This is a genomic window from Brevundimonas sp. Root1423, from assembly GCF_001426805.1.
This window is the reverse complement of the sequence record NZ_LMFL01000012.1, coordinates 453479-477171: the sequence shown is the minus strand read 5'-3', so window position 1 is coordinate 477171 and position 23693 is coordinate 453479. Positions and strand designations below refer to the sequence as shown.

The 23693-nt window shown below is 69.9% G+C and carries 18 protein-coding genes and 3 pseudogenes; 12 read left to right on the top strand and 9 right to left on the bottom strand.

Annotation, left to right across the window (positions count from 1 at the left end; genetic code table 11):
• Positions 1 to 144 precede the first annotated feature (144 nt).
• Positions 145 to 921 carry an EcsC family protein gene (locus tag ASD25_RS09615; protein ID WP_082572316.1) on the top strand — a complete coding sequence of 259 codons (777 nt, stop codon included), beginning with the start codon at positions 145 to 147 and terminating at the stop codon, positions 919 to 921.
• On the opposite strand, the gene ASD25_RS09610 is transcribed toward ASD25_RS09615, so the two are convergent.
• Positions 918 to 2132: a glycosyltransferase gene (locus tag ASD25_RS09610; RefSeq protein ID WP_056616725.1), complete on the bottom strand. Its 1215-nt coding sequence runs from the start codon at positions 2130 to 2132 to the stop codon at positions 918 to 920. The genes ASD25_RS09615 and ASD25_RS09610 overlap by 4 nt on opposite strands.
• 262 nt (positions 2133 to 2394) lie before the next feature.
• Here ASD25_RS09610 and katG point away from each other — a divergent pair, with 262 nt between their 5' ends.
• The 3 genes from katG to ASD25_RS09595 all read left to right on the top strand — a co-directional run bounded on the left by katG (position 2395) and on the right by ASD25_RS09595 (position 8503).
• Positions 2395 to 4626 carry a catalase/peroxidase HPI gene (katG, locus tag ASD25_RS09605; RefSeq protein WP_056616723.1) on the top strand — a complete coding sequence of 744 codons (2232 nt, stop codon included), beginning with the start codon at positions 2395 to 2397 and terminating at the stop codon, positions 4624 to 4626.
• Between the two features lie 65 nt (positions 4627 to 4691).
• Positions 4692 to 5579, top strand: a complete 888-nt coding sequence (locus tag ASD25_RS09600) for a hydrogen peroxide-inducible genes activator (protein WP_056617191.1) — start codon at positions 4692 to 4694, stop codon at positions 5577 to 5579.
• Between the two features lie 92 nt (positions 5580 to 5671).
• A complete protein-coding gene (locus ASD25_RS09595) occupies positions 5672 to 8503 on the top strand; it encodes a pitrilysin family protein (protein ID WP_056616720.1) in 2832 nt (943 codons plus the stop codon).
• Between the two features lie 129 nt (positions 8504 to 8632).
• On the opposite strand, the gene ASD25_RS09590 is transcribed toward ASD25_RS09595, so the two are convergent.
• From ASD25_RS09590 to ASD25_RS09575, 6 genes and pseudogenes are all read right to left on the bottom strand, one after another.
• Entirely contained in the window at positions 8633 to 9463 is an 831-nt protein-coding gene (locus tag ASD25_RS09590) for a serine protease (RefSeq protein ID WP_056616716.1), read from the bottom strand.
• Between the two features lie 4 nt (positions 9464 to 9467).
• Entirely contained in the window at positions 9468 to 9911 is a 444-nt protein-coding gene (locus ASD25_RS09585; RefSeq protein WP_056616713.1) for a DUF350 domain-containing protein, read from the bottom strand.
• Between the two features lie 108 nt (positions 9912 to 10019).
• A pseudogene (locus ASD25_RS09580) lies at positions 10020 to 10613 on the bottom strand (23S rRNA (adenine(2503)-C(2))-methyltransferase RlmN); the annotation flags it as partial.
• Position 10614: 1 nt separating this feature from the next.
• A pseudogene (locus tag ASD25_RS33130) lies at positions 10615 to 10979 on the bottom strand (radical SAM protein); the annotation flags it as partial.
• Between the two features lies 1 nt (position 10980).
• Positions 10981 to 11475, bottom strand: a pseudogene (locus tag ASD25_RS31870) (23S rRNA (adenine(2503)-C(2))-methyltransferase RlmN); the annotation flags it as partial.
• 97 nt (positions 11476 to 11572) lie between these two features.
• Positions 11573 to 11977, bottom strand: a complete 405-nt coding sequence (locus ASD25_RS09575; RefSeq protein ID WP_056616710.1) for a metallopeptidase family protein — start codon at positions 11975 to 11977, stop codon at positions 11573 to 11575.
• Positions 11978 to 12104: 127 nt separating this feature from the next.
• On the opposite strand from ASD25_RS09575, the gene ASD25_RS09570 reads away from it, so the two are divergent.
• The 8 genes from ASD25_RS09570 (at position 12105) to ASD25_RS09540 (ending at position 20100) form a co-directional block, all read left to right on the top strand.
• Entirely contained in the window at positions 12105 to 14429 is a 2325-nt protein-coding gene (locus ASD25_RS09570; RefSeq protein ID WP_056616708.1) for an ATP-binding protein, read from the top strand.
• A 143-nt stretch (positions 14430 to 14572) separates the two neighbouring features.
• Entirely contained in the window at positions 14573 to 15463 is an 891-nt protein-coding gene (locus tag ASD25_RS09565) for an MBL fold metallo-hydrolase (RefSeq protein ID WP_056616706.1), read from the top strand.
• Between the two features lie 76 nt (positions 15464 to 15539).
• Complete coding sequence (locus tag ASD25_RS09560; RefSeq protein WP_056616703.1) at positions 15540 to 16394, top strand: HAD family hydrolase; 855 nt, start codon at positions 15540 to 15542, stop codon at positions 16392 to 16394.
• 131 nt (positions 16395 to 16525) lie between these two features.
• Positions 16526 to 16819 carry a hypothetical protein gene (locus ASD25_RS30345; RefSeq protein ID WP_056616700.1) on the top strand — a complete coding sequence of 98 codons (294 nt, stop codon included), beginning with the start codon at positions 16526 to 16528 and terminating at the stop codon, positions 16817 to 16819.
• A gap of 169 nt (positions 16820 to 16988) precedes the next feature.
• Positions 16989 to 17348 carry a hypothetical protein gene (locus ASD25_RS30995; RefSeq protein ID WP_162252063.1) on the top strand — a complete coding sequence of 120 codons (360 nt, stop codon included), beginning with the start codon at positions 16989 to 16991 and terminating at the stop codon, positions 17346 to 17348.
• Positions 17345 to 17725, top strand: coding sequence for a hypothetical protein (locus ASD25_RS09550; protein WP_056616698.1), 381 nt, complete (start codon positions 17345 to 17347; stop codon positions 17723 to 17725). The genes ASD25_RS30995 and ASD25_RS09550 overlap by 4 nt, the downstream gene beginning before the upstream one ends.
• 99 nt (positions 17726 to 17824) lie before the next feature.
• Positions 17825 to 19636, top strand: coding sequence for a tRNA (5-methylaminomethyl-2-thiouridine)(34)-methyltransferase MnmD (gene mnmD / locus ASD25_RS09545; protein WP_056616695.1), 1812 nt, complete (start codon positions 17825 to 17827; stop codon positions 19634 to 19636).
• 32 nt (positions 19637 to 19668) lie between these two features.
• Positions 19669 to 20100, top strand: a complete 432-nt coding sequence (locus ASD25_RS09540) for a DUF6491 family protein (protein ID WP_056616693.1) — start codon at positions 19669 to 19671, stop codon at positions 20098 to 20100.
• Here ASD25_RS09540 and scpA read toward each other — a convergent pair.
• Together scpA and ASD25_RS09530 are read right to left on the bottom strand one after the other, a co-directional pair.
• A complete protein-coding gene (scpA, locus tag ASD25_RS09535; RefSeq protein ID WP_056616690.1) occupies positions 20097 to 22250 on the bottom strand; it encodes a methylmalonyl-CoA mutase in 2154 nt (717 codons plus the stop codon). The genes ASD25_RS09540 and scpA overlap by 4 nt on opposite strands.
• Positions 22247 to 23647 carry a methylmalonyl-CoA mutase family protein gene (locus ASD25_RS09530; protein WP_056616687.1) on the bottom strand — a complete coding sequence of 467 codons (1401 nt, stop codon included), beginning with the start codon at positions 23645 to 23647 and terminating at the stop codon, positions 22247 to 22249. The genes scpA and ASD25_RS09530 overlap by 4 nt, the downstream gene beginning before the upstream one ends.
• Positions 23648 to 23693: the final 46 nt, after the last annotated feature.

The window sequence follows — 23693 nt, the reverse complement described above, 5'->3', positions numbered from 1 at the left end:
GCGCTACTTGAGGCCGTTTGTTGGGGGCCGCCTGCGCGTTGCGCTGGTTGAGGCCGGGCTGTCTGTGGGGAGGAAAGGGTTGGCGGCGGTCTAGACCCGCGCGCTTTCGCCTGCAACCGTGACGCCGCGTCATCCGGAGCCGTCATGGCCAGCCTGCCCGAAATCATCGCCGCCGGGGACACGCCCGCGGACCTCATCACGGTCGTCGACGAGACGACGGTGCGCGCCGAGGTCGAGGCGTGGCGGGCGAAGGTGCTGAAGCGGCCGGGGCTGTGGGACCGGGCGACGCGCGGAACGCAGGAGCGGATCAACAAGATCATCCCCGAGCGAGTGCACGCCATCATCACTGCGGGCGTCGAGGCGATGACCAAGGGCATATTGTTCGGCTCGGACCTGATCCAGACCCGGCCGCGGGCCGAGGGTTCGCTGGCGGCGCGCGAGCTGAGGGCGCGGGCGATGATCAAGGTCTACCGCAATACCGCCAGCGTCGAGGGCGGCGTGGCGGGCGCCGGCGGCTTTGTGCTGGCGGCGGCAGATTTCCCGGCCCTGATGGCGATCAAGGTGCGGATGCTGGGCGACGTGGTCGGCGCCTATGGATGGGGCGGCGATACGGTGCGCGAGCGGCTGTTCGTGCTGCACATCTTCCATCTGGCCTTCGCCAGCGCCAAACGGCGGCCCGAGGCCCTTGCCGAGCTGGAGCGGTGGATCGCGGGCGTGGACCAGCCGCAGGCGGTGACGGACTACGACTGGCGAAAGTTCCAGATCGAGTATCGGGACTACATCGACCTGGCCAAGATGGCCCAGCTGATCCCCGTCGTCGGCGCGCCGATCGGAGCGGTGGTCAACTGGCGGCTGGTCGACCGGCTGGGCGAGACGGCGATGATGGCCTGCCGGATGCGGTGGATGGCGGAAGCGGGCTAGAGGCCGTCGAGCAGAAGCCGGGCGGCGGTCATTGCGCCGTCGGTGCGGAGGCTGGGCGCAACGGCGGCGGCGCGCTCGCACGTTGCGGGTGAGAGCGCCTTGGAGAGTGCCGCGGAGAGGGACTCCAGCGTCGGGGTCGCGCCGTCGTGGGCCACGCCGACGCCCAGACCGGCCACGCAAGCGGCCCAGTACGGCTGGTCCACGATCTGGGGGATGATGGCTTGGGGCGCCCCGGCGCGCGCGGCGGTGGTCGTGGTGCCCGCACCGCCATGGTGGACAACGGCGGCTACGCGGCGGAACAGGGCCTGCTGGTTGACGTCGCCGGTCAGGAAGACGTCGGCGCCGTCGTCGATCGGTTCGGCCTCGACCCAGCCGCGGGCCAGGACCACGCGCCGGCCCTGCGCCCGCGCCGCCTCGACCGCGATGCGGGCGGCCTCGCGCGTGGACGGCAGGGCGATGCTGCCGAAGCCGACATAGACGGGCGGGGCGCCAGCTTCGAGGAAGGCTTCCAGATCGGCGGCTAACGGACGCGCGTCCGGCAGGATCCATGCGCCGGTCTGGGTGGCGGCGGTGAGGTCCGTCGGGGCCCACGGCCACAGGACAGGGTCCGAGGCCAGAAGCGGGCGATCGGTGAAGACGTGGTCGCGGACGTTGACGACCGGCGGCAGGCCGACGGCGGCGCGTTGACCGTTCACAGCCTCGCCGAACAGGGCGTTCATCGTCCCGATATTCAACATCCACAGAGCGCGCGGATCGGTCACTCCCGGCGGGTGCGGATGGCCCGGATAGGGGAAGGGCCGATGGTGGTCGGACGGCAGGAACAGGGGGCAGAAGGTCACGTGCCGGTAAGGAACGCCCCGCTTTTCCGCGACGCATTGCGCGGCGGCGGCGGAGGGCGTCAGGCCCGTGGCGACGATAAGGTCGCAGCCGTCGGCGGCGGCGCCGATGGCCTTGTACTGCGCCCCGATCATCCGGGCCGCGTGCTGGGGGATGCCGTCGGTCGGCCGCTTCTTCGCCGCCTCGATCCAATCGCGGACGGGCGTGAAGGCGGGGGCGAAGGGGACGCCGGCGCGGGCCAGCAGATCGACAAACTCCTGATCCGGAGGCGCGCTCACGATCGCCTCGGCGCCGAGCGATTTCAGCGCGACGGCCAGCCCGACCAGAGGCTCGACATCGCCGCGCGAGCCATAGGTCGACAACAGGATACGCATGGGGAGCCCTCCTTCGTTCAAGGGCCCCGCAGTCTGCGCATAAAAACGCGTTCGGCCATTCTTGAAGAAAACTGTTTTGACCCCAACTCCAGTCTGGCCCAGGGGGCGATAGTCCGATGCGCCCGAATGTCCGTTGTTTTCGAGCCCGGGCGGCCCTTCTCGATAACTTCAGCTGTTCCTGACCACAAAGTTTATCGATTTTCCTTCCCGCCCTGCCAGGCATACCGTCCCTCCAATCGCGCCCGGAGCGCAGGAGGAAATCATGGACGGACAAGCCGGCGGCCCCACTCCCCTGAACGATCCGAAGAAGGAACCCGCGGCGCTGCGGACCCTGCTTGGGCGGAACAATCGCGACTGGTGGCCCAACCACCTGACCATGGACATCCTGCATCAGCAGGGCCGGTCGGGCGATCCGATGGGCGACGGCTTCAACTACGCCGAGGCGTTCAAGAAGCTCGACTACGCGGCGGTGAAGCGCGACCTGACGGCGCTGATGACGGACAGCCAGCCGTGGTGGCCGGCGGACTATGGCTACTACGGGCCCTTCTTCATCCGCATGGCCTGGCATTCGGCCGGCACCTATCGCACCGGCGACGGGCGTGGCGGGGCCAATGCGGGGCAGCAAAGGTTCGCGCCGCTGAACAGCTGGCCGGACAACGGCAACCTCGACAAGGCGCGGCGGCTGCTGTGGCCGATCAAGGCGAAATACGGGGCCAGCCTGAGCTGGGCCGATCTGATGATCCTGGCGGGAAACGTCGCCATCGAGAGCATGGGCGGGCCGGTGTTCGGCTTCGGCGGCGGCCGGGCCGACGTCTGGGAGCCCGAGAAGGACGTCTACTGGGGCACCGAGGAGGAGTGGCTGGGCGCCACCCGCATCGATGAGGAGGCGGGCAAGGCGCTGGAGAGCCCGCTGGCGGCGATCCAGATGGGGCTGATCTACGTCAATCCAGAGGGGCCGGGCGGCAACGCCCAGGCGCTGCAGTCGGCGCGCGACATGCGCGAGACCTTCTCGCGCATGGGCATGAACGACGAGGAGACCGCGGCCCTGACGGCGGGCGGCCACACCTTCGGCAAGGCGCACGGCGCGGGCGACGCGTCCAAGGTCGGCGCCGACCCCGAGGGCGCCGACATCGCCCAGCAGGGTCTGGGCTGGCAGTCCGGCCACGAGAGCGGCATGGGCGACCACACCATCACCTCGGGTCTGGAAGGCGCCTGGACGCCGACGCCGACGAAGTGGGACATGACCTTCTTCGACATGCTTCTGGACCACGAATACGAACTGGTCCGCAGCCCGGCCGGCGCGAAACAGTGGCAGCCCGTCGGCAATCCGGACGAGACGCTGGCGCCGGGAGCCCACAGTCCGCATCGGAAGGTGCCGACGATGATGACGACCGCCGACATGGCGCTGAAGGTCGATCCCGGATACCGCGCGATCATGGAGAAATTCCGGGCCGATCCGGACTATTTCGCCGACGCCTTCGCCCGCGCCTGGTTCAAGCTGTGCCACCGCGACATGGGTCCGAAGGTCCGCTACCTCGGGCCGGAAGTGCCGGCCGAGGACCTGATCTGGCAGGATCCGATCCCGAAACGACAGGGGCCGGTCATCAGCGCCGCCGACATCGGGGCGCTGAAGGATGCGATCGCGTCATCGGGCCTGTCGGTGGCCGAACTGGTGACGACGGCTTGGGCGTCGGCGGTGACCTATCGCGGCTCGGACCATCGCGGCGGAGCCAACGGCGGCCGACTGCGGCTGGAGCCGCAGCGCAGCTGGGACGTCAACGAGCCGGAGAAGCTGGCGCGGGTGCTGAAGGTCTATGAGGACATCAAGGCGGCGTCCGGGACCAATGTCTCGATCGCCGACCTGATCGTTCTGGGCGGCTCGGTCGGCATCGAAAAGGCGGCGCGCGCGGCGGGCCAGTCGATCGGCGTTCCGTTCAAGCCGGGCCGCACCGACGCCTCGCAGGACCAGACCGACGTCGAGGGCTTCGCGGTGCTGGAGCCCAAGGCGGACGGCTTCCGCAACTATCTGTCGGTGCGGTTCAACGTGCCGACCGAGGAGCTGCTGGTCGACCGGGCGCAGCTGCTGGGGCTGACGGCGCCGGAGATGACGGTGCTGGTCGGCGGGCTGCGGGTGCTGGGCGCCAATCACGGGGCGTCGAAGCATGGCGTCTTCACCGATCGGCCGGGCCAGCTGACCAACGACTTCTTCGTCAATCTGCTGGACATGCGGACGGCGTGGAAGGAGGTCGACGACAGCGGCGACGAGACCTTTGTCGGCACGGACCGGATCAGCGGCGAACGGCTATGGACCGCGACGCGCACCGATCTGGTGTTCGGCTCCAACTCCCAGCTGCGGGCGCTGTCGGAGGTCTACGCCTCGGCCGATGCGGGGCAGAAGTTCGTGAAGGACTTCGTCGCCGCCTGGACCAAGGTGATGAACGCCGACCGCTACGACATCACCCTGGACGAAGAGTTCGGCGTGGCGAACGTGTGAGCGGCGTCGCATAGGTCGGGTGGATCGGCATGGCTTTCGCCATAGCGACGGCCTATGTCGGGCGGATGCTCCCGACCCTGCGACAGCTCCAGTATCTCAAGCTCCTGGCTGAACACGCCTCGTTCAGCCGCGCGGCGGAGGCGGCGCATGTAAGCCAGCCGGCGCTGTCGGCGGGCGTGCAGGAGCTGGAGAAGATCCTCGGCGCGCCGGTGGTCGAGCGGACGCGCGGCAACGTCCAGCTGACCGCCGTCGGGGCCGAGGCCGTGCGCCGGGCCGAGGATGTGCTGGCCCGCACCGAGGATCTGGTCGAGGCGGCGAAGAACGCCGGCAAGCCGCTGTCGGGGCGGTTCCGGCTGGGCGTCATCCCGACGGTCGCGCCCTTCCTGCTGCCGACCAAGCTGCCGGGGATCAAGCTGGCCTATCCGGCCCTGCGGCTGTTCATCCGCGAGGACCTGACGCCGCGGCTGATCGCGGGGCTGAAGGCGGGGCAGCTGGACGCGGCGGTGATCGCCCTGCCCTACAACTCGCACGGCGTGGACCACGCGCGCATCGGCGATGACGAAATCCTGGCGGCGGCTCCGTTGGGCCACGCGCTGGCCGGGACGGGACCGATCCCGGCCGGGTCGCTGAAGGCCGAGGACCTGATCCTGCTGGAGGACGGCCACTGCCTGCGCGATCAGGCGCTGGCGGCCTTCGACATCGATCCCCCCAAGGGCGACGACGTGTTCGCGGCGACCAGCCTGCATACGCTGGTGCAGATGGTGTCGGCGGGACTGGGCGTCAGCTTCCTGCCCGAGATGGCGGTGCGGGCCGGACTGGCCGACATGCCGGGCGTGGTGGTGCGACCGATCGCGGCCAAGGCCCCCCGGCGCGAGATCGTGGTGGCGTGGCGGACGGGCTCGAGCCGGGCGGCGGAGGCGAAGCTGCTGGCCGAGGCGCTGACGCTGGACTGATCCGGCACATTACGACTCCGTAAGGTGCGCGCGGGCGGGCCGCTGATAGGGTCCGGGGGCCCGCATGCGACGGGCTTTCGGAGCCCGTGTCCATGAAGTCCCGCCTGATCCTGACTGCCGCCGCTTCCGCCCTTCTGCTCGGCCTGCCGGCTGCGACCGCCGCCGCCCAGACGGCGCCGGTGCTGTCACAGACCGCCGTGGTGGCCGTACCGCCGCTGGGCTTCGTCGAACGCACCCTGCCGAACGGGCTGAAGGTCTATACGGCGCGCGACGCCTCGACCGCCAATGTCACGGTGCAGGTCTGGTACAAGGTCGGGTCCAAGGACGATCCGGCCGGGCGTTCGGGCTTCGCCCACCTGTTCGAACACCTGATGTTCAAGGCGACCAAGAATTTCCCCGACGAGACCTTCGACCGTCTGACCGAGGACGTGGGCGGCAACAACAACGCCTTCACCTCGGACGATGTAACGGCCTATCACGAGACCATTCCGGCCAACCACCTGCAGCGGCTGCTGTTCGCAGAGGCCGACCGGATGAGCTCGCTGGTCGTGGGCGAGGACGTGTTCCGGTCCGAGCGCGCGGTGGTGCAGGAGGAGTATCGTCAAGGCATTCTGGCCAGCCCCTATGGCCGGCTTTTCGGCGTCTTCGAACCCGCCACCATCTATCAGGAAAGCCCCTATCGCCGGACGACCATCGGCTCGATCGAGGATCTGGACGCGGCGACGCTGGAGGACGTGCGGCGGTTCCACGCCACCTACCTGATCGTGGCGGGCAATTTCGATCAGGCGCAGCTGGACGCCTGGATCGACCGGTATTTCGCGCCGATCGCCAATCCCGACCGTCCGCTGCCGGCCAACAATGTGGTCGAGCCGGAACCGGCGGGTCCGCGCGACCTGACCTTCCATGCGCCGAACGTGCCGCTGCCGGCGGTGATGCTGGCCTGGCCGACGGTCAAATACGCCGACCCCGATCGCGCCGCCCTGACGGTGCTGGACGGCATCCTGTCGACCGGCGAGAGCTCGCGGCTGTACCGGTCGCTGGTCTATGAAAAGGAGATCGCGGCCCAGATCGGCAGCTCGCCCGACATGAAGCAGCAGGCCGGTCACCTGACCGCCTTCGCCATCATGGCCGACGGCCATACGGCGGACGAGGGCGTCGCCGCCCTGAACGCCGAGATCGCCCGTTTCCGCGACGAACCGGTCACCGACGCCGAACTGGCCGAGGCCAAGAACGAGCTGGTCGCCGACGCCCTGCGCAACCGCGAGACCATCGACGACCGCGCCAATGTGCTGGGTTCGGCCCTGATCGGGACCAATGGCGACGCCTCGGCCGCCGACCGCGAGATCGCCGACATCCAGGCCGTGACCGCCGCCGACGTGCAGCGGGTGGCGCGCCGCTATCTGACCCCGCAGCGCGCGGCGACCATCCGTTATCTGGCCGCCGACGACGCCCATCCGACGACGGCGCAGAACACCGCCGTCGACGCACCGGTGCGGGTGGCCGATCTGGCGCCGGTGGGCGAGATCTTCACCCTGCTGCCCGAGGCCGATCGCGCCCGCATGCCGGAGATCGCCGCATCGGTGTCGCCCTCGACGCCGGCCATCGCCGACTTCCGCCTCGACAACGGCCTGCGCGTGCTGGTGGCGCCCAAGAGCGGCCTGCCGCTGGTTTCGGCCCGTCTGAGCTTCGACGCCGGTTCGGCGGACGAGGCGGCGGGCAAGACCGGCGCGGCCAGCCTGACGGCCAATCTGCTGACGCAGGGCACGGCGACGCGCTCGGCGCCGCAGATCGCCACCGAGATCGAACAGCTGGGCGCCAATGTCGGCGCCGGGGCGGGTCCGGACTTCACCAACGTCTTCGCCAATGCGCCGGCGAACGTCTTCCCGCAGGCCGTCGCCCTGATGGCCGATCTGGTGCGCAATCCCGCCTTCGCCGAGGAGGAGCTGGACCGTCAGCGGACCCAGACCCTCGACGGTCTGAAGGTGGCGCTGAGCACGCCGGGTCAGGTGCTGAGCCAGGCTGTGGGCCGCGTCGTCTATGGCAACGCGCCCTATGGCTCGCCGGGCATCGGCACGGTGACCTCGCTGCCGTCGATCACGCGCGACGACATCGTCGGCTTCCACGCCGCCCGCTATCGACCCGAGGCGGCGACGCTGGTGTTCTCGGGCGACATCACCGAGGCGGACGCGCGGCGGCTGGCGCAGGAAGCGTTCGGCGACTGGGCGCCGGCCGGTTCGGCCGCGGCCCCGACCGCATCGCCGGCCGGTCAGACCGTGGCCCCGCGCGTCATCGTCATCGACCAGCCGGGCGCCGGGCAGGCGGCGGTGGCCGTGGCCATGCGCAGCGTGCCGCGCGCGACGGCGGACTATTTCCCGCTGACGCTGGGCAACACCCTGCTGGGCGGCAGCTTCACCTCGCGCCTCAATCAGGAGATCCGCATCAAGCGCGGCCTCAGCTACGGCACGCGCTCGTCGCTGGGCGTGCGCCGGGATGCAGGGGCCTTTGTCGCCTCGGCCCAGACGCGCAACGACGCGGCGCCCGAGGTGGTCGACCTGATCCTGGCCGAGGTCGTCCGTCTGGGTTCGACGGCGCCGACGGAGTCGGAAATCACCACCCGTCAGGCGATCCTGACCGGCGCCTTCAGCGACTCGCTGGAGACGGTGGACGGGCTGGGCGGGCTGGTCGCCAATCTGGCGCTGTACGACCTGCCGATGAGCGATCTGGCGGCCTATGTGAACAATGTCGAGGCCGTCGACGCCGCCGGGGTCCAGGCCGCCTTCGCCCGCAACATCCCGGCCGACCGGGCCAGCGTGGTGGTGGTCGGGGACGCGTCGAAATTCCTCGACGCCCTGCGCGCGAAGCATCCGAACGTCGAGGTGATTCCGTTGTCAGACCTGAACCTCGACAGCGCGGCGCTGAAGTAAGGCGCGACGTTCTCCCTCCCCTTCATGGGGAGGGTGGTCGCGCAGCGACCGGGTGGGGAGGTTCAGGCGTACCCCACCCTGTCGTCGCTTCGCGCCGACATCCCTCCCCACAAGGGGGAGGGAGAACGATTACGCAGACAAACAAACCACCTGCGCCACCCGCAGCTCCCGCCGCAGGTCGTCCGCCACCAGGCCGTAGTTGTCGATGGTGACGGTGCGGCCCGTCAGCGGCTCGTCGGCCTTCTGCACGCCGCGGATGGCGGGGCCGAAGGTGTCGGGCGAGGTGGTGTAGATCCGGCCGCGGCGCGGGCTCTCGGCGATGGTGACGCCGATGGCGCGGCCCTGACGATCCAGCACAGGCGCGCCCGAAAGACCCGCGAGCGTGCCCCCAAGACCGTCGGTGCGGCCGACCTCCGCCCAAGCCAGAATCGGCTCGTCGCGCTGGCCCCTGCCGCGCACCTTCAGCGTCTCTCGTCCCAGGAGGCGGGACGTAACCTCGCCCGCGCGGGCCTGCGGATAGCCCGGATGGAAGGCGCGCTGGCCGGCGCGCAGGGTCTGCAACGCGGCGACGGGTACGGCGTCGGCGCCGCCCTGGGTGATCAGCAGCGCAATGTCGGCTCGGGGCGCCAGGCGCACATCGGCCGCGACGGCGCGGCCGCCGCCGACCAGGATGGCGGGTCGGCGGCAGCCCTCGACCACATGGCGGGCGGTGACCCAGCGTCCGTCCCGGGCGATGGAGAAGGCGGTGCCCGAGGCGGGCTGGAACGGGATGTCGGGAGCGTGGACCGTCACGGCCGGATCGAAAGGCGTGATCGGTCCCAGCAGGGCGCCCTCGATTTCATCGGGCGGCGGCGGCGCCGGCGGCGCGTCGGCGTTCTCACGGCGACCCAGCGACAGCATCAGCAGGCCCCCGAGGACCGCCGTATAGATCAGCCAGTCGGGCGGGCGAGGAAAGCCCATGGCGTCAGCCGGTCAAGGCGGCGGCGAGGATCAGGGCGGTCGAAATCTTGGCGCCCACCAGCAGGACGGCGGCGGCGACCTCGCCCTCGCGAATGCGCTGGGGCAGGCCGGTCAGGATCATGTCGACGAGGCGGAAGGCCAGCAGCTGGATCACCACCGTGGCGACGCCCCACAGGGCGATGTCCTTGATCGAGGTCGAGACGCTGAGGCTGACCGCGAGCGGAATGGCCAGTCCGACCAGCACGCCCGAGAAGGCCACGGCCGCGGCGGCGTTGCCCTGACGGATCAGGGTGATCTCCTTCCACGGCGTGAACAGGGCGTAGATCACCGCCCCGGCCAGCATCAGGGCGAGGGTCACGCCGAGGTGCGCCATGGTGGTCGGGAAGCCGGTCGCGAAGGCCTGGACCTCGGCGCTGTCGAGCAGGGTGGAGAGGGACGAGGAGTCCATGGCGATCCGGGTGCAGAAGGTCCCCGACGATTGCCCGGTTTTCGCCCCAATCCGCAAGCGCGACGGCGCCACACCCGGTCACGAATCTTGTCGTGTTGTAACCGGAGGTTAGGCCGCTACGACGCCTTCGACGACAGCCTGCTCTGCCTTGCGCAGGCTGGAGGCGCGGATCTTCTCGCTCTCGGACTTCAGCTGGCCGCAGGCGGCGAGGATGTCGCGGCCGCGGGGGGTGCGGATGGGGGAGGCGTAGCCGGCCTTGTTGAGGATGGCCGCGAACCGCTCAATCGTCTTCCAGTCCGAACACTCATAGTCGGTGCCGGGCCAGGGATTGAACGGGATCAGGTTCACCTTGGCCGGAATGCCCTCGATCAGCTTCAGCAGGGCGCGCGCCTCTTCGGGGCTGTCGTTGACGCCCTTCAGCATCACGTATTCGAAGGTCACCCGGCGGGCGTTGGAGATGCCCGGATAGGCGCGGATGCCGGCCATCAGCTGTTCGAGATCATACTTCTTGTTCAGCGGCACCAGCACGTCGCGCAGGGGATCGTTGGTGGCGTGCAGGCTGATCGCCAGCATGGCCTGGGTGCGTGTTCCCAGCGCCTCAAGCTGCGGCACGACGCCCGAGGTCGAGACGGTGATCCGGCGGCGCGACAGGGCGATGCCCTCATTGTCCGAGATGATGTCGATGGCGTCGGCGACGTGGTCNAGCTGCGGCACGACGCCCGAGGTCGAGACGGTGATCCGGCGGCGCGACAGGGCGATGCCCTCATTGTCCGAGATGATGTCGATGGCGTCGGCGACGTGGTCCAGATTGTAGAGCGGCTCGCCCATGCCCATGAAGACGATGTTCGACAGGCGGCGATCTTCCTTGGGCGACGGCCATTCCTCGAGGTCGTCGCGGGCGACCTGGACCTGGGCCACGATCTCGGCGGCGGTCAGGTTGCGGACCAGCTTCTGGGTGCCCGTGTGGCAGAAGGTGCAGTTCAGGGTGCAGCCGACCTGCGATGACACGCACAGGGCGGGAAGCCGCTGGCCCTGTTCGAGTCGGGGGCCATCCTGATCTATCTGGCCNGTCGCGGGCGACCTGGACCTGGGCCACGATCTCGGCGGCGGTCAGGTTGCGGACCAGCTTCTGGGTGCCCGTGTGGCAGAAGGTGCAGTTCAGGGTGCAGCCGACCTGCGATGACACGCACAGGGCGCCGGCGCGGCCGACGTCGGGGATGTAGACGGTCTCGATCTCGATGCCCGGGGCGGTGCGGATCAGCCATTTGCGGGTGCCGTCCTTCGACACCTGACGCTCGACGATCTCGGGGCGCGCGAGGGTGAAGGCCCCGGCCAGTTTCGCCTGGGTGTCTTTCGCGATGTTGCTCATCGCGGCGAAGTCGGTGACGCCGTAGTGGTGGATCCAGCCCCAGACCTGACTGGCGCGCATCTTCGCCTTCTCGGGCGGGCAGATGTCGGCGTCGATCAGCGCCTGACGCAGCCCCGCGCGCGTCAAACCGGAGAGGTTGACGGGGGCCGCCGGCTTGTTCGCGGACGTGCGCGAAAGGTCGAGCGTGAGGCTCAAGGGGTCAGTCCTGCAGGAGAGGGAGGCGGGGCTTATACCACAGATCGGGAAGGATTTAAGGCAGGGGTTCTCCCGCCCCTTCATGGGGAGGGAGAATCTAGTCCTCGTCCTCGATGTGGTGGATCTGATCGTCGTCGAGGCCGAAATGGTGGCCGATCTCGTGGATCAGGACATGGGCGATGATCTCGGACAGGCCGACGTCGCCGCGCTCGCACCATTCGTCGAGGATGGGGCGGCGGTAGAGGAAGATCCGGCTGGCCTCGGCGGCCGGACCCATCTGGTCGCGCAGGCCGATATCGACGCCGTGATAGAGGCCGGTCAGTTCGAACGGGTCCTCGATCTCCATCAAGGTCAGCGTCTCCTCGTCGGCGAACTCGTCGACGCGGATGACTACGTCGCCCGCCAGCGACCGGAACGGATCAGGCAGGGCGTCGAAGGCCTCGCGCGCCAGTCGGGCGAAGTCGTCGAGCGAGGGGGCGGTCTGATCGGTCCAGTCGGTCATGGGGTGCATATCGGGCCTTCGACGCCCGCTCGCAAATCCGGCGACGCGGGTTATGGTTACCGAATCAGACCCGGACGCGCACAGCGCCGTCGGGGGTGGGGCGTGGGGCTCCAGAGCAGGGACGGGAATGGCCGAGGCCGACATCGCCTATGTCGCGACCGCGGGCGCCGCGGGGCTGGCGCTGGCGCTCAGCGCCTGGGCGGCGCGGCTGCGCGGCCGGCTGGCGACCCGCCACCGGCTGGCCGAGGCCGATCTGGTCCGCGCGCGCGCCGATCTGGCCGACTGCGACGGCGCCCTGGCCGCTTTTGAAGATGTGAGACTCGCGCTCGCGCCCGACGGACGGACGCGCCGGCTGGGCGCGCCGGGCGCATGGGACGCCGCGGTCCGGGATCTGGCGCCTCCGGGCGAGGAGAACGGCGATCCGGCCTTCATCGTGCTGGATGCGGTGCGTGAAGCGGCGGGGCCGCGGCTGGACGCCCTGATCGAACAGGGCGAGGCGTTCGACACCGTGCTGGAGGGCGCGGGCGGGGCGTGGTCGGTCGAGGGCCGATCCTCGGCCGGCGCGGCTTGGTTGAAAGTCTCGCGACTGGGACTGGTCGGGACGGCGACCGAGAGCGGGCTGGGCCTGCTGGCCGATTCCTATCCGGCCCCGACCTGGATCACCGATGCGGCCGGACGGCTGGCCTGGGCCAACAAGGCTTGGCTGACCGAAATGAAAGCCGACAGCGTCGAGGCGGCGCGCGAAAAGGGCCTGACCTTCGACCGCGGCGCCGACGCCATTGTCGCGGAGGCGGGACGCACACATCAGCCGCAGGAGGGCTTTCGCTGGACCACGGGGGGCGGTCGCCGCCGAGCGTGGCGAATCGTGGCCGAGCCGGTGCAGGGCGGAGCCGGCGCCGTGCTGGCCTTCGCGCTGGACATGACCGAGGCGGAAGAGACGCGCGACACCCTGCGCCGCCACGTCGAGGCCCATGACGAGACGCTGAACCACCTGGCGGACGCCGTCGCCATCTTCGGCCCGTCCAAGCGGCTGGCCTTCCACAACACCGCCTTCCAGTCGCTGTTCAACATCGATCCGGCGTGGCTGGACGAACGGCCGACCCACGCCGAACTGCTGGACAAGCTGCGCCAGCGCCGGCTGCTGCCCGAAGTCATCGACTACGCCGGCTGGAAGGCCAATGAGCTGGACTTCTACGGCGCCTCGGAAGCCGCGCCGGACGACAGCTGGTCGCTGCCGGACGGACGGACGCTGCGGGTCGTGCGCCAGCCGCACCCGCTGGGCGGGGTGCTGCTGTTGTTCTCGGACATCACCGATGAGCTGAAGCTGCGCAGCCGGTTCAATGCGCAAATTCAGGTGCAGACGGCGACGCTGGACAAGCTGAACGACGCCGTCGCCGTGTTCGGATCCGACGGCCGCATCCGCCTGCACAACGAGGCCTTCGACAACTTCTGGGGCGTGACCGGGGACGCGCTGGACGCGGCGGGCGATTTCGACGCCGTCGCCGCCCTGTGCCAGTCGACCATGCCCGACCCGGCCCTGTGGCTGGGGTTGAAGGCGCGGGTCGCCGACCCCGATCCCGAAAGCCGGGTGCCGATCGCAGGCGAGGGCCGCACCGTAGACGGGCGGATCGCCTCGTGGCTGACGCGGCCGCTGCCGGACGGGGCGACGCTGGTGGCGTTTGCGGATGTCACGGCCCGGCGCGGGCTGGAGCAGGCGCTGGCCGCCAAGGCGCAGGCGCTGGAGGAATCCACGGCGCTGAAACGCGAGTTCGTGGGCAGCGTCAGCTACGAGCTGCGCACGCCGCTGACGACCATCGTCGGCTATTCGGAACTGCTGGAGATGCAGGCCGACCTGCCCGAGCGCAGCCGCCAGCACGCGGGCGCCATCCGCGTCGCCGCCAGCCAGCTGGCGGGATCGATCGACGACGTTCTGGACATGGCCCAGATCGACGCCGGCGAGATGGAGCTGACGCTGGGCGACGTGCGCGTCTGCGACCTGCTGGACGACGCGGCCGAGAAGTCGCGGGGCCGGATCGAGGGGCGGGGGGCGACCCTGACCGTGACCTGTCCGGCCGGCCTGCGTCCGATCCGCGCCGACGCCCAGCGGGTGGGTCAGGCGCTGGAACATCTGCTGGACAACGCCGCCCGCTCGGTGTCCGAGGGCGGGGCCGTGACCCTGACCGCCGAAGGCACCTCATCCGAGGTCCGCATCCGCGTTCAGGACAGCGGCCGGGGCATTCCCTATCACCTGCAGGCCCACGTCTTCGACCGCTTCGTGCGGCGCGAGCGGGGCGGACCGGGGGTCGGGCTGGCGCTGGTCAAGGCGCTGGTCGAGCTGCACGGCGGCTGGGCCGAGGTCGAGAGCGAGCCGGGCAAGGGCGCCGCCTTCATCCTGCACCTGCCGCTGGAAGCGGCGGGCGTCGCCGCGCCGCCTGAGTTGCGCCTAGGCTGACACAGGCAGGCCCGCCCGGCTTCGCCGCCTGCGATCAGTGTTCGACAAACCCGGGACGATCCTCCGGCGTCCGGGCGCTAGGAAAGAGCCTGTCAAAGGGTCGGCGCGCCCGCCCGCACCGCCGCGCCACAGGATTATCGACCATGCGCTTTTCGACGTGTCTGCCGCTCTGTCTGGCCGCCCTGTCCGCCGCAGCGTTCCTCGCCTGCCCGTCTGTCGCGCAGGAAGCGCCGGCCATGGACCTGCGGTCCCTAGGTCCCACGGCCTCGGTGCTGATGGGCCAGAACGGAAACGTGCTCATCATTCCGGGGCCCGATGGAGCGCTTCTGGTCGACGACCAGAGGGACGGCGATCTGCCCCGGATGCAGGCCGCGGTCCGCACCCTGACCGAGGGACCGGTGCGGTTCGTCATCAACACCCACTGGCATCTGGATCATTCCGGCGCGAACGCCGACTTCGGCCGGGCCGGCGCGGTTCTGATCGCCCACCGCAACGTCCGGACCCGCCTGGCCACGGAACAGTACATGGCCGCCTACCGGGTTCGCATTCCGGCCTCGCCGGAAATCGCATGGCCCTCAATCGTTTTCGATACGACCATGGAAATGCATTTCGGGGGCGAAACCCTGACGCTGCGCCATGCGCCCTCCGCCCATACGGATGGCGACATCCTGGTCAAGCTGGAGCGGGCCAACGTCATCCACATGGGCGACGTCTTCTTCAACGGCATGTTTCCCTTCATCGACCGGTCCTCGGGCGGCGGCATCGAAGGGTTGATCGGGGCGGTCGACATGGCCCTGGCGATGTCGGACGACGCGACCCGCATCGTCCCGGCGCATGGCGAGATCGCGACCCGGGCCGAGCTGCAGGCCTATCGCGACATGCTCCGCACCCTCGCCGACCAGGTGAAGGCGCGACGCGAGGCGGGAGAAACCTTCGCCCAGGTGAGGGCCGCCCGGCTGACGGCCCCATGGCCGCTGGAGGGCGAAGCGGACGGACTGGTGGCGGCGATCTATGGCAGCTACGCCCGTCCCTGACGGGCGTGCGCGGCTTGCGGGATGACGCGGGCCGGGTCCCTGTATAGATGAAGCCGATCTCTCAGGACTTCCCGCCATGGCCAAACGCCTCAAGACCGCCCTGATCTACGACTTCGACGGCACCCTCGCCCGGGGCAACATGCAGGAGGTCACCTTCATTCCGTCGATCGGAATGGGGATCGGCGACTTCTGGGGGGCGGCGGACAAGCTGACCCGCGACGCCGACGCCGACAACATCCTGATGTACATGCAGCTGATGCTGAAACAGGCGCGCGACAACAACGCGCCGATCACGCGCAAGCTGCTGGCCGAGCATGGCCAGGACGTGAAGCTGTTCGACGGCCTCAAATCCGACCTGACCGGCCGGGGCTGGTTCGACCGCATCAATGAGGTCGGGGAAAAATACGGGCTCGAGATCGAGCACTACATCATCTCCGCCGGCCTCGAGGAGATGATCGACGGCTGCCCGATCCGGGACGAGTTCCACCACGTGTTCGCGTCGAAATTCGTCTACGACGACCACGGCATCGCCATCTGGCCGGCGGTGGGCGTGAACTACACGACCAAGACGCAGTACCTGTTCCGCATCAACAAGGGCGTGCTGAACCACTGGGACCACGAACAGATCAACCGCTTCATGGCCGACGACGACCGCCCGGTGCCGTTCGAGCGGATGATCTTCCTTGGCGACGGGGACACCGACGTGCCGACGATGAAGATGATGCACACCAAGGGCGGCTATTCGATCGCCGTCTATGATCCGCGCAACTCGGAGCGCGACCAGAAGAAGATCTACGGCCTGATCTCCGAGGACCGGGTCAATTTCGTCGCCGCCGCCGACTATCGCGAGGGCTCGGCGCTGGATCTGATCGTGAAGGGTCTGATCGGCCGGATCGCGATCACCGCCGGGACGATGCCGGCCGGCGTCTGAACGCACGAACCGGTCACGCCGGATCACCCGTTGTCACGAACCCGGGAACGGCTTGAAGAGCCCCCGGTTATATTCCTGACGATCGTAAGGACCGGCGGTCCCTCGCCGGGCGATCGCCGGGAGGTTCACGCATGAAGCGCGTCATCACCGCCGCAGCGGCCGCCGCGGCTCTGGCCCTCGGGGCCTGTTCGAACGAGGACGCAGCGCCCAAGACGGACGCCGCCGCCGAGGCCGCGGCTGATACCGCCGCCACAGTCCCCGCGCCGACGCCGGCGCCGGAAACCGCGCCGCCGGTCAACGGTAGCGCCCCGGCTCCGGCGCCCGTGCCGCCCTCGGACGGAACGACCCCGCCCGGACAGACGCCGCCGACTCTTCCGACGGAGCCATCCACAACCTCGCCGGCCACCAGCCCGCCGCCGCAATAGGCCGCCCGGACGGCGATTTGCGCCACGCGCGCGGCTTCGTTCGATCGGGTTGCGTTACATCGGTTCACGAATGCGTGAGAATTTCGCTTGCGCTGATGCTCACGATCCCGTTATCTCCGGCATTGCGAGGATTCATGACCTCGTGTGACCCTTCTGAAGGAAGAAAACCATGCGCATCACCGCTCTGATCGCCGCTTCGGCCGCCGCTCTGGCCCTGGCTGCTTGCCAACCCGCCGCCGAAGAACGGACGCCGCTGCTGCTCCGGCCGCCGACGCCGCCATGGCCCCGGCTGCCCCGGCTGCTGAAGAAAAAGCCGCTCACTAAGAGCGACATCGACACGGGCCCTCGGGCCTTGTTGAACGAAAGGGTCGCCCTCACGGGCGGCCCTTTTTTCTTTGCCTCGCCTGTTCGATCGGCCGTCTGCGGGAACATCGATCGCCCGGCGGGATTTCCCTTGTGCACGAAGCTTGGCGGTCGGCATCCTGATAGTCGGGACCGAACCGCCCGCAGCCAAAGGATCAAACGATGAGAACCGCCGCCCTGATCGCCGCCGCAGCCGCCGCCTTCACCCTGTCCGCCTGCAACCGTCCCGCCGAGGATGCGACCGACGCCACGACCGAAGCCGCCGAGGCCTCGGGCGCCGCCGTCGACGCCGCCGCCACGACCGCGGACGGTTCGACCGGCGGAAGCGCATCCGCAGGGACCTCGGGCGGCTCCAGCTCGGGATCGGCTTCGGGCTCGGGATCGACGTCCGGCTCCGGCGGGCAGACCATGGCCCCCTCGTCCGGCTCGACTGTCTCCGGCGGGGCCACGGCTCCCAACGCCCAGGCCGAGGCCGCCGGCGTGAGCAACAACGAGACCGATACACAGCGTCGCCTGAACCCGCCGCAGAACAACCAGCAATAAGACCCGCGTCTTCGTTGAAGGGGCCGCCTCCGTCCGGGCTTCGGACCGGGAGCGGCCCTTTTTTCTTGCCCGGAGCCGCGACGCGTATAGGCCGGGGTCATGGCTGAAGACCGCTCGCCCCGCCTGATCTGGACCGAAGACGGCGCGCCGCGTTCGGGGCGGTTCGACGACGTCTATTTTTCGCGCGAGGACGGGCTGGCCGAAACGCGGGCTGTGTTTCTGACAGGCTGCGGTCTGCCGGGCGCATGGGCCGGCCGCCACCGGTTCACCGTGGCCGAGCTGGGGTTCGGCACCGGGCTGAACATCACCGCCCTGCTGGAGCTGTGGCGGCGCGAGGGGCCGGCGGACGGGCGGCTGCATGTGTTTTCGGTCGAGGGCTTTCCGCTGGGGCGCAACGAGGCGGCGCGCGCCCTGTCGGCCTGGCCTGAACTGGCGGAGGCGGCAGAGGCGCTGCTGGCGGTCTGGCCCGAGCCGACGCCGGGGTATCACCGGCTGGATCTGCCCGGGTTCAACGCCGTGCTCGATCTGGCTGTGGGCGAAGTGGAACGGGCGCTGGCCCAGTGGACCGGTCGGGCCGACGCCTGGTTTCTGGACGGGTTCGCGCCTTCAACCAATCCCGCCATGTGGTCCGATGCGGTGATGGACGGGATCGCGGCGCGGTCGGCGCCGGGCGCACGGGTCGCGACCTTCACCGTCGCGGGTTCGGTGCGGCGGGCGCTCGCCGAGCGCGGCTTCGAGGTCGCCAAACGTCCGGGGCACGGGCGCAAGCGCGAGCGGCTTGAGGCGTGGCTGCCCGGCATGGCGGACGAGCCGGCGATTCCGTCCGTGGCCATCGTCGGGGCGGGGATCGCGGGCGCCTCGCTGGCGCGGGCGTTCGCCGCGCTGGGGGTCCGGCCGACCGTGGTCGAGGCGGAAGGAGCGGGCGCCGGAGCCTCGGGGTTCCCGGCCGCGCTGGTCACGCCCCGGCTGGACGCGGGGGACGAGGGCATCGCGGGTCTGTTCGCCCAAGCGCTGGAGCGGGCGAACGCGCTGTACGCCGACGTGCCGGGGGCGATTGTCGCCAATGGCGTGCTGCAGCTGGAGCAGCAGCCGCGCGACGCCGGACGGTTCGGCAAGATCTCCGCACAGCCCGTCTGGCCTGACGGCGCGATGACGACCGTCGACGCCGACGACGCCTCCGGGCGACTGGGCGAGGCCGTGGGCGGCGGGCTTCTGATGGCCGGTGCACTCGCGCTGCGACCCGCGCCGGTGCTGGAGCAGTGGTTGCAGGGCGCCGACCGGGTCACCGCCGGAGTTGCGGGCGTCGAGCGCTGCGGCGATCGCTGGCGGCTGATCGACGGGGCGGGCGGCGCAATTCTGGAGGCGGACGTCGTCGTCATCGCCGCCGGCTGGGGCGCCGCAACGCTGTGGCCCGAAGCCCCGCTGTCGCCGGTGCGCGGGCAGGCCGATTGGGTGAGCGCGGTCGATACGCCGCCGGTCGCCTGGGGCGGTTATGCGATTCCGACAGGCGAAGGCCTGCTGTTCGGCGCCACACATGACCGGGGCGAGGGCTCGACCGAGGTTCGAGCCGTGGACAGCGCGCGCAATCTGGCCGTGCTGGTCGCAAATCTGCCAGGGCTGGCCGCAAGGGTCGAGGCCGCCGAACCGGGACAGGCGCGCGCCGCGGTCCGGGCCACGACGCCGGACCGTCTGCCGCTGGCTGGCGGCGTTCCAGGGCTTCCGGGCCTGTTCCTGCTGGGCGGACTGGGGTCGCGAGGATTTTGCGCCGCACCCCTGTTGGCCGAACATGTCGCCGCGCTCGCCCTCGGCCGCGCCTCGCCCTTGCCGCGCGACTTTGCGGCGCGGGTCGATCCGGCGCGGTTGACGAAGACGCCCGGCCTTGCGCAACCGATCGGCAAGGCGGACGATTGACCCGTCATCAGAAGCCAGTTCCGGAGTCCGCCATGCGCCCCCTCGCCGTCAGCGCCGTCGTTTCCGCCCTAGCCCTCGCGGCCTGCGCGCCGACGGATACGGGGGGGCAGACCGAGCCCGTCACGGGCCGGGCCTACAGCGGCCCCGCACAACCGCGCCAGTGTTTCAGCGTCCAGCAGGTCAGCAACTACACCCGCGGCAATTCCGACCAGGTCTTTCTGCGGGTCGGCCGGAGCGACGTCTATGAACTGAGCGCGACGGGCGGATGTCCGGATATCGACTTCGCCCAGCAGATGGCCCTGATCCCCGACGCCGGGATGGCCGGTTCACGGATCTGCACCAACGACTGGGCCCGGGTCGTCGTGCCGGGCTCCAGCTCACGGGTGACCACTTGCCGCGTGCGTGTCAGCCGTCAGCTGACGGAGGCGGAGGTCGCCGCCCTGCCCTCACGCCAGCGCCCCTAGGGTTTCTGGGCGTAGCCGAGCCGCTGGTTCAGCTTTTCGATCAGGTCGATGGCCGTGTCGGCGATGACCGAGCCGGGCGGATAGACGGCGGCGGCGCCCATGTCGATCAGGGTCTGGACGTCCGACGGCGGGATGACGCCGCCGACCACGATCATGATATCGGGGCGGCCCAGTTTCTCCAGCTCGGCCTTCAGTTCCGGAACGAGGGTCAGGTGGCCCGCCGCCAGCGAAGAGGCGCCGACGGCGTGGACATTGCGTTCGACGGCCTCCCGGGCCGCCTCCGACGGGGTCTGGAACAGGGAGCCAGCGGTCGCCTCGAGGCCCAAGTCGCCATAGGCGGTGGCGATGACCTTCTGGCCCCGGTCGTGGCCGTCCTGACCCAGTTTGGCGATCAGGATGCGCGGCGGGCCGCCGTCGTTCTCGACGAAGGCGGCGACCATGTCGCGGGCGCGGCTGATCTTCGGATCGGCGCCGGCTTCCTTCGCATAGACGCCGGACACGGTCTTCACGCTGGCCACGTGACGGCCGAAAGCGGCTTCCAGCGCGTCCGAGATTTCACCGACGGTGGCACAGGCGCGGGCGGCCTGCACCGCCAGATCCAGAAGGTTGGCCGTGCCGCGCGCGCCCTCGGTCAGGGCGTCCAGCGCCGCCTGCGTGTTCGCCTCGTCGCGTTCGGCGCGCAGGCGTTTCAGCTTGTCGATCTGGGCGGCCAGGACGGCGGCGTTGTCGACCTTCAGCATGGGGATGTCGTCGACGGTGTCGGACAGGTAGCGGTTCACGCCGACAACGGTTTGCTGGCCGGTGTCGATGCGGGCCTGTGTTCTGGCCGAGGCCTCCTCGATCCGCATCTTCGGCACCCCGGCCTCGATGGCCTTGGCCATGCCGCCCAGGGCCTCGACCTCGGCCATCAGGACGCGGGCCTTGTTCGCCAGTTCGTGGGTCAGGCGCTCGACATAGAAGCTGCCGCCCCACGGATCGATGACCTTGGTCAGGCCGGTTTCCATCTGCAGCAGCAGCTGGGTGTTGCGCGCGATCCGGGCTGAGAAGTCGGTCGGCAGGGCCAGCGCTTCATCGAGGGCGTTGGTGTGCAGGCTCTGGGTTTGACCGCCGGCGGCCGCCATGGCCTCGACCATGGTGCGCGGCACGTTGTTGAACACGTCCTGCGCCGCGAGGCTCCAGCCCGAGGTCTGGCAGTGGGCGCGCAGGGACAGGGATTTGGGATCCAGCCCGCCCTCGCGGCGCACGGCCTCGGCCCACAGCAGGCGGCCGGCGCGCATCTTGGCCACCTCCATGAAGTAGTTCATGCCGATGGCCCAGAAGAAGGACAGGCGCGGCGCGAACCGGTCGATCGGCATGCCCGCCGCCACGCCCGCGCGCAGATATTCGATGCCGTCGGCGAGGGTGTAGGCCAGCTCCAGATCCGCCGAGGCCCCCGCCTCCTGCATGTGATAGCCGCTGATGGAGATGGAGTTGAACTTCGGCGTTTCCTGCGCCGTCCAGGCGAAGATGTCGGCGATGATCCGCATCGAGGGCCCGGGCGGGTAGATGTAGGTGTTGCGGACCATGAACTCCTTGAGGATGTCGTTCTGGATTGTCCCGGTCAGGTCCTTGTGGGCGACGCCCTGTTCCTCGGCGGCGACGACGTAGAGGGCCAGGATCGGCAGGACGGCGCCGTTCATGGTCATGGACACGGACATCTGGTCCAGCGGGATGCCGTCGAACAGGGTCCGCATGTCGTAGATGCTGTCGATGGCCACGCCGGCCATGCCGACGTCGCCCTTCACGCGCGGGTGGTCGCTGTCGTAGCCGCGGTGGGTGGCCAGGTCGAAGGCGATCGACAGCCCCTTCTGACCGGCGGCGAGGTTGCGGCGATAGAAGGCGTTGGACGCCTCGGCGGTCGAGAAGCCGGCGTACTGGCGGATCGTCCAGGGGTTGCCCGCATACATGGTCGGATAGGGGCCGCGGACATAGGGGGCGATGCCCGGCAGGCCATGGATGAAGTCCAGTCCGTCGATGGCGCCGGGGCCATAGGCGGTCTCGACGGTCAGGCCCTCGGGGGTATTCCATGCGTCGCGAGCGGGCCTGGCGCCGGTGGTTCCGAGGTCGAGGGCGACCCTGGTGAAGTCGGGGGTGAAGTCGGGGGCGCTCATTGGCCGGCCTCCCATTCCTGCGTCTCGAAGGGCGCGGCGAAGCGGATGGGGATCAGGGGCTCGCAGGCGTCGCCGCCGGTGCGGGGTTCAGCTCCGGCCTCGGCCTCGAACGGCGCCGGGCGGGGATCGGGGTCGACAAATTTGGTCACGCCAACCAGTTGAGCGCGGCCCCCGGCGAGCGCCGCCTCGCGTTCGGCGCGGGCGGCGGCGACGCGATCCTGAATGTCGCCCGTGCGCAGGGCGATGATCAGGCCGCCCTCGCCCTCGATGCGCTGGAACTCGGCCCAGCCGGCCTCGGCCAGATCGCGGGTGCGGGCGTCAAGGAACCATGACCCTGCCGCCGGGTCGTCGACGCGTCCGAGATGGGCCTCTTCCATAAGCACAGCCTGGGTGTTGCGGGCCTGACGCCGGGCGAAGGCGTCGGAGCGGCCGTTGGCGCGGGACAGGCCGTCGAGAACCACCGCATCGGCGCCGCCGACCGCGCCGGCGAAACCGGCCGCCGTCAGCCGCAGCAGGTTGGGCCAGGGATCGCGGGCGGCCAGCATGCGGCGCGAGGAGCGGGCCTCGATGACCGCCGGGGTCTCGACGCCGAACGCCTTGCCGATGGAGCGCCAGATCAGGCGCAGGGCGCGAACCTTGGCGAGGCCGTCGAAATATTCCTGATCCACCGAGACGCCGAGGACGGTCCCTCTGAGCGTCGCTTCCGCCGTCATGCCGGCCGCGACCGCCGCGCGGATCAGGGCGACGGCGTTGGCGGCCGCGAAGCCCAGTTCCTGGGCGATGGAGCCGCCGGCCTCATGCGCGACCCGGCCGCTGGCGAGGAAGAAGCTGGCTTCGGGATAGGCCCCCGCATGGCGCGCCGCCGTATTGGCGGCCAGCGTCAGATGCTCCTCGATAGACCGTGGCGCGGCGCCCGTTTCGGCGAAGGCGGACAGCGGGTCCATGTGGAACATCAGCTTCGCGCGCGGCGAGCCCTTGGCCGCGACGGCCAGCGCATTGGCCGCGTCGGGGCCGTCGAGACCGGCGTCCAGACCGACGGCCGCCAGCTCCAGCGCCACGCCGTCCAGCGCGCGGGAAAGGGGCTCGGAGTCCGACAGGATCGCGCCCTTCAGCAGGATCGACGCCGCGCCGCCTTCCAGATCCGCGAGGGCCGCGGCGTTGATCTCCTCGGGGTCGTCGCCCTCGATCAGGGTGCGCACGTCCCACGCGCGGCCGTCCGCGTCCGAGAGCCGGGGGGCCGAGATGGCCGTAATCCCGCTCACGCCCGCGTACAGGGGGCGCACAGCCAGACCGTCGGCGTCCAGATGCACGAGGCTTTCCAGCGGCCGGTCCTTCAGCGCCTTTTCGGCCAGCACGCGCCAGTCTGCGGGAGAGGGGGTCGGAAACAGGTCGGACATCCGCTTCCAATGCATCGCGGGCGCGCGCCGGTCCAGACCTGCGGAA